Consider the following 16523-nt stretch of genomic DNA (forward strand, 5'->3'; position numbering starts at 1 on the left):
TTATAAAAGGCCACCACTACCTTGTGTCTCGTTTTGATCTCTTTGCTTGCGTTGCATAGCACTGTTTTTACCGCCACCAAACATATAATTGAATCCTACGTAGAATGTTTGACTTTCCCAGTAAAAGGCTCCAACTTGACGATAAGGAATACTTCCGTCAAAAGCAAAATGCATCGTTTCAAAAACGTCATTTACTCTGGCTGTGATACTTCCTTTTCCTTTCAGAATAGTATAAGTTGAGCCAATATCCATTTTATACATAGGTTTTCTTTCAAACTGTAATCCTAAATCTTTTCCTCTGTACATCGCAAATAAATTGAATCTTAATTTTTTGGTCGCTACAAAGTTGTTGTTAATTCTTGCGTTGAAGATAACTACATCGGCTTCTGCTCTTTCTTGTTCTTGGGTATTGGCGTTTTGAACCGTTCCTCTCACTTTTTTGAAATAAGCATCACTACTGGCATTCACTGACCACCACGGTGTTAATTTTAAGTTGGCAGAAACTTCCGCACCAACAGCACTATTGTCATCAAAATTGTCATAAGAAATGATATCTTGATTGTTGTTGTCAGGGTTTTTATAAATGATTCTACCGATTTCATCATTGATTTGTCTGTAGAAAACACCCGAAGTAATAGAACCGATTTTGGTAATTCTGGTGTAATTAACTTCAAAAGAGTTGGTGAATTGCGGTTCCAATGAAGGATTTCCTCTTGATTCCACCAATGGTGTTGTCCATTCTCTAATCGGGCTGATTTGTCCGATGCTTGGTCGGTCAACACGTCTTGAATAATTAAAGTTAAAAGAGTCTTTATCACTCGCTTTATAATTGAAGAATACCGATGGATAAACCGAGAAGATATCGTCTTTAATATTACTTTGGTCATTAATGTTTTCTGTCGGATTTGAGGAAGTCACGACATTTTCAAAATCACCGTCGATTTCATATTGTTCTAATCTTACTCCGGCTTGAACACTCCATTTTTTCCATTGCTTTCCTAGGTTTGCATAAAACGAATGGATATTTCTGGTGAATTCAAAAGCAGAATTCCCTTGTCTGTTATAAGATTCAGAAGGTTCGCTGATGGTTTCGTCAAAATCATTGGTGATTTTTTGAAGACGCGTTTCGGCACCAATTTCCAATTTAACGGTTTCCGATAACGGGTTTACATAATCCAAGTTGATTTGCAAATAATCAGTATCACGCTCAATATCGTTGTTGGTGAATCTGGTTGAAGTTGGATTGGTTTGAGTGAATTCATAATCCGTTATTTCAGGACTTTTTGTAGTAGAAAAGTTGGCTTGAAAATCGAAAGTTTCCCCCTTTTTAGTAAAATCATGTTTGTAAGCAACATCATAAGTTTGCGTATAGTTTTCAGTTTCAGAATCAGAAGTTTGTCTTGAATCTCTCAACAATGAATTTTCATAGTCAGCAAATGTAAAGCCATTCCCGCCGCCATTTACAATGTTTTGATTGGTGTAAAAGGAAATGGTATTTTTTTCATTGATAAAATAATCCATACCTAATTTAATCAGATGAGAAGTATTCAAGTTTGAACCACCAAATTTTTGATTGTTTTCCAAAAGAGGTCTGAAACTGTTGATATAACCATCGTTTTCATTCTGACCATGATTGAAACCATAATTAGTGTAGAAATTCACTTTTCCTACTTTATAATTAAGATTCAAAGCCGAATTTACTTTCGGAGTTACTCCAAAAGTGACACCGGAATTGATGCTTCCGTTAAAACCTTCTTGCGAGTTTTTGTGTAAAATAATGTTGATGATACCACTCATTCCTTCAGGATTGTATTTGGCAGAAGGATTGGTAATCAACTCAATTTGTTTGATAGAAGATGACGGGATTTGTTGTAGCAATTGAGCAGCGTCAATGTTAGATGGTTTTCCGTCAATCAATACTCTTACGTTGGAGTTTCCTCTTAAACTCAATTCTTTCGTTTGCGGATCAACACTAACGGTTGGAATATTATTCATAATTTCAGAAGCTGTATTTCCGGAAGCAATTAAATCTTTACCAACATTAACCACTTTTCTGTCGATTTTTTGCTCGATAGTAGAACGTTCTTTTACAATTTCAACACCGGCTAATTGTACTGCTTCTTCTTCAATTGAAATAGTGTTTAAGTTAATGGTTTTGTCGCTTTCTGACAAAGTAACTGCTTGGGTCACTTTTTTATATCCAATAAATTGAATTTCAACGGTGTATTTTTTTAAAGCCAAACCTTTGATAGAAAAGTTTCCATTTTCCAGAGTAATTCCACCGGTGATGATTTTTGCATCTTCTAAAATCGATACATTCACATAGGGAATAGGTTGTTTGCTGTTTTTGTCTATTACTTTTCCGGTGATTACACCAGGACCGTTAGTTGATGGAACTTGAGCCATTAGAATAGAAAAATTACAGACTACTAAAAGAAATAATAATTTAAATTTCATTTTGTTTTAATTGATGATTTAATGTTGAGATTATTACTGGTAAAGATGATTCTTTAACAGTTGTTAATTTTATTCAACCAAGTAGACTTGGAAAGCAATTATTTGTTACAGTAAAAACAAAAAAACTCTCAAAAATATTTTGAGAGTTTTTGATGATGTATAATATTGAAATTATCGTTTCATGGCAAAATGCGCCTTGAATTCTTTTGTTGTTTGATTTTCATCGGTATAAGTAACTACAAACCAATAATCATCTGAAGGCATCATATTTCCGTTGTAAGTTCCGTCCCATCCACTTCCGCTTGGTCTTATTTGTTTAATCGTTTTTCCATATCGGTCATAGATTGTAATATTGGCTGTTGGTTGGTTTGATAAATTTGGGATATTCCAAGTGTCGTGGGTTCCATCACTATTTGGTGTGAAGTATTTAGGATAGTTGATTACTATAGCTTGAATGGTAGTTGAACCACAACCATATTTATCTCTCACAGTGATAGTGTGTATGCCTGACAAAACATTTTCAAAAACCGGATTGTCTTGGAACGAACCATTGTCCAATTGGTATTCAAAATTGTTTCCTTGACCAGTGGCAATAACAGTAATAGATTGTGAGTCTGAAAAATCTTCTGTAACAGTATAGGTGACAACAGCTGGTTCAGAGGCAACAACGTTCACATTAACAGGTTCTGAACTACATCCTGTTGAGATTCGAGTAGCGACTAAGGTATAAACTCCCGGTAATACTGCGGTGTAATTATTTCCGGTTCCAACTGTTACTCCTTGATCATTTGTCCAAACAAAAGTATGTGTTGCTGTACTGAGTCCACTAAAGATATTGTAAGCATTTAAAAGTGTTTGTGTTTCACTGTCAAAACAGATTACGCCATCCAGCGGTGTTGGAACAGGTAAAGTATTTACAATAATTGTTATTGGTTTGATATCAAAACAGCTTGCTGCTAAGGTATTGCTAACTCTAACATATACTGTAGAAAGTGTAGTAGTTGCAATAGCATTGGATTGGTTTGAAGCATCAGCTAAAGTTGCGTAGTAGGCAACCGTAAACTCGCTGCCGGTTTGGGTTCCTAAAACGGTAGTTGACAAACTTGTTAAATCAAAAGAAGTCACACCATCATTTGTGCCGTCTTCATCACATACTGTTCTTTGAGCAACCGGAACGATATTAGCGATAGGCGTATCAATAATGGTTACCGTAAATGAAATCTCATCAGCACAACTTGGGGTAAAAGGCGAAAGAGCATAAATGTATATGGTTTGCGATGTTGATAATGTAGTTCCGGCAGCCAACGGTGTTCCAGTAGCATTTGGTCCGGTAAAATAGTTACCAACGCTTAATGCAGGTAAAGTATAGCTTTCGCAAATAGTTACATTTGGGATGTTGTCAACATTGAAAATTGTGATGTTAAAGCTGGTTTCGCTTGTACAGTCCGGAGTTGTATTTGTTCTTGCAAAAATATATACTGTTTGAGATGAAGTTATAGTCTCACCTGCATTTAATAAAGTTCCGGTTCCGTTCGGACCTGTATAATAGTTGCCCACAGTTAATGGGTTTAAAACATAAGAATTACAAGCAAAAACATTAGCCACAGCCGGAATTACTGGCGTGTGATTTATAGTAACGTTGAATGAGTTTTCATCAATACAAGAGAATGCTGTTCTGATTTCAGACTCTTTATAAATATAAATGGTTTGACTAGTAGTAATTGCAGTTCCCGGTAAAATTTCTGTCCCAATTCCGTTTGGACCACCTGATTGCGTAAAATATTTATTATTTGGTGTTAATGTTGGCAAAGTGAAACTATCACAGGTTGTTACATCAGCAACCACATCTGCAGAGGTAGAGAAAATATTTATTTCAAAACTATTTTGGGCACTACAAGCCGGCGTAGTATTAGAAATGGCATAAATGTAAATTCTCTGAGATGTTGTTATAACTGTTCCTCCGGGAATCATAGTTCCTGTTCCATCCGGACCGGTGTAATAACTACCAATTTGTAAAGGAGTCAATACATATTGGTCACAGATATCAATGTCCGATCTGGAGCTTATAGCAGGCAAAGGATTTATAGTAACCGTAAAACTTGATTGATTAAAACAAGTGCTGTTTAATCTTTTGAAAATATAAAGAGTTTGGGTTGCAATTATCACATCACCAGGATATAACTGCATACCTGTACCATCAGTTTCAGTATAATATTCTCCATTGGTTAATGTTGGTAAAGTATAACTCTCACAAACTGTTACGTCACTTAAAGTATCAATATTCGGTTGCGAAATGTTTAGAGTAAAGAATAAATTATCGGTACAATTTGGTCCTCCACTTGTAGTTTGTGCATAAATATATACAGTTGTGCTTGTGTTGATTACTGTTCCACCAGGAATTTGTTGTCCTGTTCCATTTGGACCAGTGAAATAATTTCCAACCGCTAATTGTGGTAAAGTATAACCGTTACATTGTGAAATATTTTGCGGAGGAGTTAATCCAATAATTACTTCAAAACGATCTTCATCACTACATGGTGTTGTGCCGGTTGTAGTGGCAAAAACATAAATTGTTTGACTGGTTGTAATTTGTGTTCCTGCTGCAAGTTGTGTTCCACTTCCATTGGGACCTGTAAAATAATTTCCTAAAGATAAAGCAGGTAAAGTATAAGAAGAACACTCGAATACATTAGCTCTTTCTCCAACTTCAACGGTTGGAATAATGGTAACTGTAAAACTAGAGTCAACATTACAAACAGGAGGTGTCACTGTTATAAAATAATAATATATTGTTTGAGATGAACTGATAACAGTTCCGGCCGGAATTTCCGTTCCGGTTGCACCCGGACCAGTGTAGTATTTTCCCAACTCTAATGAAGGTAAAGTATAGCTTCCACAATTGACTACATCATCCGGAGTCATATCAGTGGTGTCAATTATTGTAATTGTAAAAGAACTAGTAGCACCACAGCTGCCAGGACCGCCGGGTTGATTATAGATATACAATGTTGTTGTTTCTGAAATCACATCACCGGCATGCATCATAGTACCGCCACCATTTGTTGCAGTAAAGTAGTTTCCATTTACTAAAGGCTGTAGAATATAATTTGAACAAATTAATACATCTTCTAAATCGTCAACAATAGGTAATGGCGTTACAATTAAATCAAAACTTGTGATGTTAAAACATGATGGGTCTGAAGTTGTATACACTCTTACATAGATAGTTTGTCCGGTTGATAAATAATTTCCTAAACCCGTAATTGGATTGATATTATCTATTGCATTGTTTGATGAGGTAAAATATCTTACGGTGTAAATTGATGTAGATTGTCCATTCAGTATTACAGCGCTTTGTTGGTTTAAATCAAATCGAGCGTTGAGCTGAGTTTGTGATCGAGCACAAAGGGTTAAATTTTGTGGTTGTGTGGCTGTTGGAGCCTGTGCAGTTAATATAGAAAATGACTTTACAGTAAAACAACCGTTCGGTAATTCAATTCTAACATAAATCACTTGTCCTGGTGTGCTATCATATGCTAATGACAAAGGGCTTACGTCGTTTGTAGCATCATTTGCAGAAAGGTGATAGGTTACAACGGTTAATGGGTCTAATCCTTGTTTAACTCTACTGGTATTGGAATCTAAATTGTATGTATAAGTGGCAGCGCCTGTATCACATCTAAACAAATCTCTTGGATTCGGCGATACTATTTCAGCATTGTATTCAACAATTACCGAATCTGAAATCGGTTGACAAAGATTATTATTATTCAGATAGGTTACAGTGTAATTTCCGGCTTGATTTATGGTTAAGGAAGGGCCTGTTTCGTTAGGAATTATACTTTCACCATTTGACCAAACAAACGAATATTCAGTTGCACTTAAACCAGTATCTAAAGTCAAACTTGCACCATGACATAAAGCGGTATTGGTAGATAAAGTAAAATCTTGACCTAAAACATCTTGTCCGATGTTAAAACTGTCAGAGGACATAAAAATTGCTGAATCTGACTGTGGATCTAATCTATCAGCAATCACTAATTTAATATGATAAGGTACTCCAGGCGTTAAAACGGAAGCAGCAGTCATTACTGTAGTTTGTCCATTAAAATTAGTGGCAGCGCCTGCAGCACCGGAACCACCATTAAAACTTCCAAAATATTGTGAATTAGCCGAACCACAAGATGAATTAAATAGAAAATCTCTAATGGTTATAACAGAGATAGGTTCATTGGTATTGGGAACAACAGCCAAATTGGTAGTAATTCCGGTATTCATATTGGTCAATAAAAAAGCAAATGCATCAGAATATTGACATTGGAAATTTCCGTATTCTTCTGAAGCAAATATAAAATCAAAACTAAAATTGGGAGAAATTGGCGTAAAGTCAAATTCTAATACGGTTGCATTTGAAGAAACCATCGGAATGCCTGCCGCTGCTAATGTAGCTTCAAGACTCGCATCTCCTGGCCAAGCAGCAGAACCATCATTTAAAATTGAGGTATTTGGTCCCGGAGCATTTAAGGCATCTCCGGTACTCAAAACGACACCGCTTTGCATTGGGAAATTGGGATTGGTGTTTTGAAAGAATCCAATACCATTGGTCGAACCAAAATTTGAACCAGTGCTCCATGTAATGTTAGTTGCCGATACACATGGGGAATTGATTAAAACGTTGTTAACCAATTGTGGTACTGAATGACTAGTAGTACTCACTGTTACAGATTGTGAGAAACCTAATGTAACTGTTAAGATTGTAATAATTAGTAATAGCTTTTTCATGATTTGGGGGATTTTGACAAAGCAAATATGCATGATATCATCGTTTAAAAGCAAATAAAATCGATGAAATGCATAATAATTTAATTTAATTAAGTATTAAACTTACAAATACATCGATTTTAACTTGCTGATTATTACTTTTTATATTCCAAAACCAATTCCTAAAAATTTATTTTCTAATGTTTATCTTTGTCAGCCAATAAATAAATTAACATGAAGCTTTCACAAATTTTAACGAGTCACATTCAAGTCGCAATTCAAGAACTTTTCAATATCACTGTTGAAAGGGTAGAGTTTCAGTTGACCCGCAAAGATTTTGAAGGCGATATCACGATGGTTATTTTTCCGTTGCTGAAAGTCATCAAAGGAAATCCAATCGAAATCGGAACTAAAATCGGAGATTATCTTGTAGCCAATGTTGAAGATGTGGTTCGTTTTAATGTCGTTTCAGGCTTTTTAAATATTGTTGTTTCTGATGATTATTATTTGAATTTCTTCAACAATATCATAGCTGATGAAAATTTCGGATTCGTTTCGGCTTCGCCAAATGAAAAGGCGGTAATGGTAGAATATTCATCACCAAATACCAATAAACCGCTGCATTTAGGTCACGTTCGTAACAATCTTTTAGGGTATTCAGTGGCCGAAATTATCAAAGCTTCGGGCAAAAAAGTCTACAAAACCCAAATCATCAATGATCGCGGAATTCACATTTGTAAATCAATGTTGGCTTGGCAAAAATTCGGCGAAGGCCAAACACCGGAATCAGCCGGTTTAAAAGGCGATAAGTTGGTTGGAAATTTCTATGTCAAATTTGACCAAGAATACAAAGCGCAAATCAATGATTTAATTGCCCAAGGAAAAACAGAGGACGAAGCCAAAAAACAAGCGCCAATCATTGTAGAAGCCCAAAGAATGCTTTTAGATTGGGAAGCCGGAAAACCCGAAGTAATTGAATTGTGGCAAAAAATGAACCAATGGGTTTACGACGGTTTTGCCCTAACGTATAAAAATTTGGGTGTTGATTTCGATAGTTATTATTATGAAAGCAATACTTATTTGTTAGGGAAAGAAGTAGTACAATTTGGTTTAGAAAAAGGCATTTTCGAAAAAGATCCGGATGGTTCGGTTTGGATTGACTTAACTGAAGATGGTTTAGACAGAAAAATTGTGTTGCGCTCAGATGGAACCGCAGTTTATATGACGCAAGATATTGGAACCGCTATCCAACGTGTAAAAGATTTTCCAGATGTCGGCGGAATGGTTTATACCGTTGGAAACGAACAAGATTATCACTTTAAAGTACTGTTCTTAATTCTGAAAAAACTCGGATTTGATTGGGCTGAAAGTTTGTTCCATTTGTCATACGGTATGGTCGAATTGCCTTCGGGAAAAATGAAATCTCGTGAAGGAACGGTTGTAGATGCTGATGATTTAATGGAGGAAATGACCGAAACCGCTGGTAGAATTTCAACGGAATTAGGTAAATTAGAAGGTTATTCAACAGAAGAAAAAGCCAAACTTTTCAGAACGATTGGTTTAGGCGCTTTGAAATATTATATTCTGAAAGTAGATCCAAAAAAACAAATTCTGTTCAACCCGGAAGAATCCGTAGATTTCGCCGGCAACACAGGTCCATTTATTCAATATACTTATGCGCGTATCCAATCGATTTTGCGCAAAGCGAATTTCGATATTGTTTCACCGAGCGCAGTTGAGGTGCTTCATTCAAAAGAAAAGGAACTTATCAAGCAAATTGAACTTTTTCCTGAAGTAATTCAAAACGCTGCTCACAATCACAGTCCGGCTTTGGTGGCCAATTATACTTATGAATTGGTGAAAGAATACAACTCGTTCTACCAATCAGTGTCAATTTTAGGCGAAGAAGATTTGACTAAGAAAACCTTCAGAGTCCAACTTTCTAAAAAAGTGGGCGAAACCATAAAATCAGCCTTCAAACTATTGGGAATAGAAGTTCCGGAAAGAATGTAAAAGCAAAAAATCCAAACTGAGAAGTTTGGATTTTTTATTTACTGTTGGCACTGTCAAATTTATTTTGCAATAAAAGAATCAATAATCGCGTCAATTTCTTTTTGACTTGCTTCCGGTTTTAAATCAAATAAAAAGGAATAAAGCGGTTTGTTATTTACAGATTTTTGTAGCGTTACATCTTTGTCATTGGCATAAACTTTATCCCATTTGGCTCTTACTTTTTGCCATATCAATTGGTTGTTTTTCCAATAATCTTGCGCTGCTTTACATTTGCTGTCATCGACTTTGGTATACACGTCAACTCCTTTTTCTTGTGCCAAAAGAAAATCTTTGCCTTTATCATCTCTGACAATTTTGTCGTTGTCTTGTTCGTGTAACCAACCGTAAGAGGTAATTTCGTGAATGTTTCTTCTTTTCAACACATTATAATCGTCTCTTTTAGTGTGTTCTCTTCTTGGTAATGGCGCATCGGTGGTATTGTTCCAATAGCTTTTGCCATCTACAAAAACCCAACTAGCGGTTCCTTCATATCTCGGACTGTCATCAACTTGATATACTTTTTGTGTCCATTGGCCTTTAACGTCGTTTGGAGCAAATTTTTTATACTTCCAAGTTTTGTCTTTGAAGAAGGAGTATAGTTCAGTGTTTTCATAAAGCCAATCTTGTCTCCAGTGTTTTACGATGTCTTTTTCTGTTGCGCCAACAATTAATAAATGTTGCAAAACGATTTTGTTTTCTTGGTTCTCTACTAATTCGACCCATTCTAATCCGCTATCGTGTTTCGTTTTTGATGGTTTGTAATTAGCAGTGTCTTTAGCATAACTAAAAGTTTCTGTGAAATTGAATTGGACTTCATAGCAACCACACATCGATTTGATGGCTTTTTGGTCTTGCTGTTTTTTAGTTTCCTGACTTTTACCGGTAAAGCCGATTAGCAAAAATGCTGTTGAAAATAGAAATGAATTGATTTTCATATTGTTAAAATTTAGGTTTGAAATGATGTCGCAAAAATATTAAATTAATTTAGAATAAATAAAAATAAGATATATATTTGTCAAAAATTATTAAGAATGTTTCTAAATAGATGTTTTTGTTTTGGATTTTTAGTTTGCTCAGGTCTTATCTTTGCTCAGGAAAAGCAAACAATCGATACTGTTAAAGTCAATCAGTTAAATGAAGTTGTTGTTACTGCCACAAGAACAGAAAGAAAACTATCATCCTTGCCATTACCTACATCCATCATCACCTCTGATGCAATTTCAAGAGCCGGAGTTACGAGACTGAATGAAATTTTGGCAGAGCAAACCGGACTAATCATGATTCCTGATTTTGGTGGAGTAGAAGGTATTCAAGTGCAAGGTTTAGACGCCGCTTATACTTTAATTATGGTTGATGGCGTTCCGTTAGTTGGAAGAAGTGCCGGAACTTTGGATTTGTCCAGAATCAGCGTTGGTAATATTGAGCGAATTGAAATAGTAAAAGGTGCATCATCTTCTTTATATGGTTCCGAAGCTTTAGCCGGCGTGATTAACATTATTACTAAAAAACCAAAAAAAGACAATCTCTCCGGAAATGTTTCTTATCGATATGCGACGTTTAATACTAACGATGCAAATGCCGATTTTGTTTGGAAGAAGAAAAAGTTTTCGGGCAGCATTTTTACGAATTACTTTTCTACTGATGGTTATGATTTAGATAAATCTACTATGATTCAAACAGTTGAGCCTTATTACAGCACGACTGTTCAACCCAAATTGTATTACGAATTTTCAGAAAAATTAAAGTTGGTTTTAGGCAATCGGTTTTACCATCAAAAACAAGAGTATAAAGCTGTGGTTTCGGATGAAAATTATATTGGCGATGCTCAAATCAATGAATGGAATGCCCAATTAAAATTGGAACAAAAATGGAATGCCAAGATAAACTCGGAATACGAAATCTATACTACAAACTATAAAACAGCAGCGTTTTTAAATGACGAAAACAACCAACTTTTCGAAGAAAGTTATTATAACCAATGGCTATTTCGACCTGAAATCAGAACTACTTTTTCTACTGAAAAAAGTAAGACTACGGCCGGAATTGGAATCAATTATGAAACCTTAGACCGAACTTATTTCAGTTCGAATGTCACTTTCAATTCACAATACGGATTTCTGCAATATGATTACAATCCAACTGAGAAATGGAACATATTAGCCGGTTTTCGATACGATAATCACAACCAATACCAATCGCAATTCAGTCCAAAGTTGGCCTTAAATTATAAAATTAACAAAGCCATTTCTTTGAAAACCTCAATCGGTTACGGATTTAAAGCGCCTGATTTCAGACAATTGTACTTTGATTTTACCAATTCTAGTGTTGGTTATACGGTTTTAGGTTATAATGTCGCTGAAGACCGTTTAGACGAATTAGACAGTCAAGGTCAACTTTTATTCAGAAGTCCGGGAATCGATTTTAATAATCCGCTAAAACCCGAAAGTTCGGTGAATTTCAACTTCGGGACATATTTTCATAAAGGCAAGTTGACCATTGACATAAATGCTTTTTACAATTCGATTTCCAATTTGATTGATACGAGAGTGGTTGCGCAAAGAACGAACGGTCAAAACGTATTCAGTTATTTCAATATCAATGAGATTTTTACTTATGGAATCGAAAATAATATAGTTTATAATTTTAGCAAAGAGTTCAAGCTTTCTTTAGGTTACCAATACTTGATTGCCAAAGACAAATCGGTCATTGAAGCGATTGAAAACGGAGAAGTTTTTGCCCGCGATCCGGAAACGTTGCAATCTTTTCAAATCAAAAAATCGGATTATTTCGGATTGTTCAATCGATCAAAACATACTGCTAATCTGAAAGCATATTACACTTTTACTAAACTCAAAACCGATGTTAACCTGAGAATTTTTTATCGCAGTAAATACGGCATTTTCGACAGCAATAGTAACCAAATCTTAGATAAATACGACGATTTTGTCAACGGCTATTTCATGACCAATTTATCGGTTTCCAAACATTTCAAAGAAAAATACTCACTTCAAATCGGAGTCAATAATGTATTCGATTTTACCAATCCACAGGAAATCAGCAATGTTTCCGGAAGACAACTTTTTGCCCGAATTCAATTTAATTTTTAATATATAAACCTTTTTTTTATGAAAACAAATTTCTTAAAACTTTCAATTGTAGCCTTAGCTATAGTCGTTTCTTCTTGCAGCAATGATGATTCAAGCTCAACTCCGGCATTGGAAACAGAGACTTTCTCTAATTTATATGCGCCACAAACCGGCGGTCAAGGACAACCTGTTGGCGGAGCGTTTACCAAATTCAGTTTCTCGGAAAATGCTGTGGTGACCAATGACAATTGGGATATCGCTTTTAGAGGAACCACTATTATTGTAAATGGCGGAACTCAAATCGGAATTACGGATGAGCCAACAAGAACAGGTATTGGAGCAGTAAGTATGGTGACCAGTACGCTTGATGCTGTTATGGCAATTCCTGCAACTTCCACTTTTGCTCAGGACGGAAATGCTACTTACGCAATTCCAACCGGAAGCGGAAACGGTTGGTATAACTACAATTCAAGCAATAATATTATTTCGCCAATCGCAGGAAAAGTTTTTGTCGTAAAAACGCATGACGGAAAATATGCAAAATTTGAAATCTTGAGCTATTACCAAAACGCTCCGGCAAATCCTGATGCGACTTCGGTTGGTCGTTATTTTACTTTTAATTTTGTGTATCAACCTAATAGTACAACGACATTTTAATTTTGGTAGTTAGTTTGCATTGAAAAGGGTTGGATTTTTTCCAGCCTTTTTTTATGCTAAAAACTAAGTTTTACATTAAAATTAGGTGTCATTTCAAGTGAATAAGTATCTACGCTTTCTACAGAATTATCGGTTGTGTTGACTCTGTAAAAACGATTCAAACTGTTTTTGGCGTTCAATAAATTCAGTATAGAAGCAGCAGTTTGTAATGTAACTTTGGAACTCAATTTCCAATCTTTCGAAGCCGAAAAATTCACCTGAAAATAATCTTTAAGTCTGGAATTATTAGGCGAATTATAAACGATGTTCGGATTGGTTTCTGTCACGATAAATGATGTTGGTGTTGTAATTGGTCTTCCACTATGCCATTTGGTACCTAAAGCTAATTTCAATTTATTCCATTCATAAATTCCGGCCCAAGAAATGGCATGAGTAATGGCATAATTGTTTGGAAAAGTAGTACTTGATAAGGCTTCAAAATCATATTTATTGTCATTATAAGAATAACTCATCCAAGTGTAAAATCGATTAAATGATTTTTGAATCAAAAATTCTGTTCCCAAAACTTGATAGTCGCCTATGGTTTTTTCCAATTCAAATTGGTTTTGAAATCCCTGACTGCTACTGGTAATTCCGGTGATTTTTTTATAGAAATTGTCCAAAGTCAACAACCAATTGTTCTTTTTATAACTCAAACCTAACGAAACCTGATTGCTCTTTTGAATAGGAATAGTTGAATTGTTAGCCAATGTCCATCGTCTCTTTTCAACACCCAAAAAATCTTGTTGTAAGTCGATAATTTGCGAAAGCGTTTGGCTTTTTTGTTCACCTAAAATCTCAAACCTCAATTCTGAAGTCAAAGCTTGATTGAATTGAAGTCTCGGTTCCAAAATAAAGGAATCAAACTTGTCAAAGTAATTCGCACGCATACCGGCTTTTAGAAAAGTTTTTTTATTTACAGTTTCAAAAATACCTTCTGCGATTCCAACATGCGTCAGCAATACATTGGTAATCGTTCTTGAGAATAGTGGCAGATTGACTTTGTCATAATTGGTAACGCCGGTTTCATTAAATTGATAACCGGAATTAAAAGTAAATTGTTTTGAAATGGTATTGGAGTGCCTAACTTGAAATCCGGTGTCAAGGACTTGGTTTTTTTGGTCTAATATCTGATTGCTTTCCAAAGTTTTATAAGATGAATTCAAGTCATAACTCGAAAAATAACCTTTGAATTCCGTGCTGTGTTTTGCATTCCAATTGGTTTTCCATTGAATGGTGGCGCCAAAATTTTCTTGTTCTAATTGGCTGTTTCTATTCAAATCTGTCGAAGCTTGATTGAATTGTAAAGTATTTTCAATAGCAATAATATCAATATTCAATTCGTTTTTGGTACCAATCTTTTGCTGGAATTGAGTTGTAATATCATAAAAATAAAATTCGACTTCGCTTTTGTAATTCACAATTTCATTGTTGTTCAAATCGGTAATAACGCTATTTTGAAATATTCGATCACTATAGTTTTTATAAGTCGGAGATTGGAAAATATCAGTCAAAGAACGTCTGGCAGACAAAGTTAAATTCGCTTTTTCTGAAACTTTTAATTTAGTATAAAACTCAACGCTGATAAGGTTTGTGCTAATACTGCTATTGGTCTTTTCTACCGTACTGGTTCTTGAAGAAATGTCTACCAAACTCGAAACACTTTCGCCAAAAAAAGCAGAACTACCGTTTTTGGTAATCGAAATGGTTTGTGCCAATGAAGGATTAAAAGCCGATATCAAACCAAAAAAATGTCCGGTTTGAAACATCCGAATGCCATTCCAAAGAAACAAGTTTTGGTCATGCGTTCCGCCGCGAACATTGATGTTGGAAATCGTTTCATCGATGCTGATAATGCCAGGAACTTGTTGCATCGTTTGCAAAACATCAGGCTCAATTAAACCGGGTAAAATGCCGAATTTCTTTGGTTTTACTTCTATTGAACCATCATTTTTTTTGCTGATTCCTGTCGCCAAATATCTTTGCGCCACGACTTCTTCAAGGGTTTGCGTAATGGCTTGCAATTTAAATTTCGGACAATTAACAACATTTAAATCTTCGGGATTGATGGTAAATGATTGATAGCTTTGGTGCTGTACTTCTATTAAATCTGAAGAAACTTTGGGCAATTCAAAATAGCCGGTTTCATTAGTGAAAACTGAAATCGCTGTTTTATCGATTTTAAGTAACGCATTTTCAATTCCTTTTCCGGTTTCGACATCAAGTAAAAAACCACAAAGCGGTTTGTCTAATTTTTGGTCGTTAAAAATGGTGTAATATTTTTGGGTAATCTGTTTGAACTGTAGTTTGGTTTCTTTTTTCAGATAAGCAATGGATTGTTCTAAAGACCAATTTTTTTCCGGCGGAACAACAGCATAAACGATAATTTCATCTTCTATATAACTGAATTTTACCTCATGTTGCTGAGTGATTTGAGCCAAAATATTTTTCAATGGAATAGCCTTCTTTTCTCCTTGCGCCAAACATTGGGCAACTGAAAAAAGAAAAATAAAAAAGGAATAGGCTAATCTATTTTTGAGCATTAACCGCTTTTAAGATGATTTTGTTTTTACTCACTTTAGTAGGTTCTAAATGATAAGTGGTGGCCAAAATCTGTAACGCAATATCAATATTTTCCGAAGGAATCGTTCCGGTAAATAATTGTGAATTGTCATTTGATTTCAATTCCAAAGTTACATTAAAACGACGTTCGAATTCACCTATAATTGATTTTAAATTAGCTTGATAAAAAACCATTTCGTTATTCAGCCATTCCGGATTTTGAATCGCATTTTCGGGAATTGTAATGGATTTTCCATCTTCAAAAGCTATGCTCATGCCTTTGGTAATAATAACTTCAGTTTCCCCATAATTTACTTTGACTTTGCCTTCATAACAAGTCACGTCAAAGCGGTTTTCTCGCTGTTTTACATTGAATTGCGTTCCGAGAACAGTCACTTTTCCGAGTGAAGTATGGACTTCAAATTTTTGACCTTTGGCGACTTTGAAATAAGCTTCTCCATTGAGTTCGAGCGCTCGATGGTTCTCCCAATTCCATTTTTTATATTCTATTTTGGAACCGGAATTCAGAACCACTTCTGAATTGTCAGGTAAAGTAAATGAGTTTTGAACACCATTTTCAGCATATTCCGTTGAAGTGGCAAAGTTTTGGTAGCCAATGAACAATCCCAATCCAATTACTAAAACGGCCGCGATTCTGAAGAACCAATTTTGAGCAAGCGAAACCGTTTTGATTTCTTTCTTTGGTGAAGCCAAAATGGTGGACAAAGTTTTGTTCTCATCAAAATTGGGCGTTTCCAATTCCGAAGCGTATTTTTTGATTTTGTTATAAATGACAAAGTCAGGCTCCGCTTCAAATGCAGCCAATTCATCTTCGCTCATTTCTCCGGACAGCCACTTCGCTAATTTGTAATTTTCTTCCATAATCTTCTGCATTTCAATACTGAAACA

8 protein-coding genes are annotated in these 16523 nt (G+C 35.3%); 3 read left to right on the forward strand and 5 right to left on the reverse strand.

The window, feature by feature from the left end; all coding sequences use genetic code 11:
• Positions 1-2457, reverse strand: a complete 2457-nt coding sequence (locus B3C16_RS12490) for a TonB-dependent receptor domain-containing protein (RefSeq protein WP_291132163.1) — start codon at positions 2455-2457, stop codon at positions 1-3.
• 171 nt (positions 2458-2628) lie between these two features.
• Positions 2629-7239: a choice-of-anchor L domain-containing protein gene (locus B3C16_RS12495; protein ID WP_291132166.1), complete on the reverse strand. Its 4611-nt coding sequence runs from the start codon at positions 7237-7239 to the stop codon at positions 2629-2631.
• Positions 7240-7452: 213 nt separating this feature from the next.
• On the opposite strand from B3C16_RS12495, the gene argS reads away from it, so the two are divergent.
• Positions 7453-9231: an arginine--tRNA ligase gene (argS, locus tag B3C16_RS12500; protein WP_121314844.1), complete on the forward strand. Its 1779-nt coding sequence runs from the start codon at positions 7453-7455 to the stop codon at positions 9229-9231.
• A 59-nt stretch (positions 9232-9290) separates the two neighbouring features.
• Here argS and B3C16_RS12505 read toward each other — a convergent pair whose 3' ends face one another.
• Positions 9291-10205, reverse strand: a complete 915-nt coding sequence (locus B3C16_RS12505) for a DUF6607 family protein (RefSeq protein ID WP_291132171.1) — start codon at positions 10203-10205, stop codon at positions 9291-9293.
• A gap of 96 nt (positions 10206-10301) precedes the next feature.
• Between B3C16_RS12505 and B3C16_RS12510 the strand changes: the two genes are divergently transcribed.
• Complete coding sequence (locus B3C16_RS12510) at positions 10302-12377, forward strand: TonB-dependent receptor plug domain-containing protein (RefSeq protein ID WP_291132174.1); 2076 nt, start codon at positions 10302-10304, stop codon at positions 12375-12377.
• Positions 12378-12395: 18 nt separating this feature from the next.
• Positions 12396-13013, forward strand: coding sequence for an HmuY family protein (locus B3C16_RS12515; protein ID WP_121314838.1), 618 nt, complete (start codon positions 12396-12398; stop codon positions 13011-13013).
• A gap of 56 nt (positions 13014-13069) precedes the next feature.
• On the opposite strand, the gene B3C16_RS12520 is transcribed toward B3C16_RS12515, so the two are convergent.
• Positions 13070-15595, reverse strand: coding sequence for a TonB-dependent receptor (locus tag B3C16_RS12520; RefSeq protein ID WP_291132179.1), 2526 nt, complete (start codon positions 15593-15595; stop codon positions 13070-13072).
• On the reverse strand, positions 15582-16496 hold the full coding sequence (locus B3C16_RS12525; RefSeq protein WP_291132183.1) for a FecR family protein: 915 nt from the start codon (positions 16494-16496) through the stop codon (positions 15582-15584). The genes B3C16_RS12520 and B3C16_RS12525 overlap by 14 nt, the downstream gene beginning before the upstream one ends.
• Positions 16497-16523 lie beyond the last annotated feature (27 nt).

The sequence above is a fragment of the Flavobacterium sp. UBA7682 genome (assembly GCF_002482945.1).
Classification (GTDB): Bacteria; Bacteroidota; Bacteroidia; order Flavobacteriales; family Flavobacteriaceae; genus Flavobacterium.

Excerpts from the sequence above, each read along its gene's own strand:
- B3C16_RS12520 (WP_291132179.1), bottom strand. The coding sequence starts at position 15,595 with ATGCTCAAAAATAGATTAGCCTATTCCTTTTTTATTTTTCTTTTTTCA.
- argS (WP_121314844.1), top strand. The coding sequence starts at position 7,453 with ATGAAGCTTTCACAAATTTTAACGAGTCACATTCAAGTCGCAATTCAA.
- B3C16_RS12505 (WP_291132171.1), bottom strand. The coding sequence starts at position 10,205 with ATGAAAATCAATTCATTTCTATTTTCAACAGCATTTTTGCTAATCGGC.
- B3C16_RS12510 (WP_291132174.1), top strand. The coding sequence starts at position 10,302 with ATGTTTCTAAATAGATGTTTTTGTTTTGGATTTTTAGTTTGCTCAGGT.
- B3C16_RS12525 (WP_291132183.1), bottom strand. The coding sequence starts at position 16,496 with ATGGAAGAAAATTACAAATTAGCGAAGTGGCTGTCCGGAGAAATGAGC.
- B3C16_RS12495 (WP_291132166.1), bottom strand. The coding sequence starts at position 7,239 with ATGAAAAAGCTATTACTAATTATTACAATCTTAACAGTTACATTAGGT.
- B3C16_RS12515 (WP_121314838.1), top strand. The coding sequence starts at position 12,396 with ATGAAAACAAATTTCTTAAAACTTTCAATTGTAGCCTTAGCTATAGTC.
- B3C16_RS12490 (WP_291132163.1), bottom strand. The coding sequence starts at position 2,457 with ATGAAATTTAAATTATTATTTCTTTTAGTAGTCTGTAATTTTTCTATT.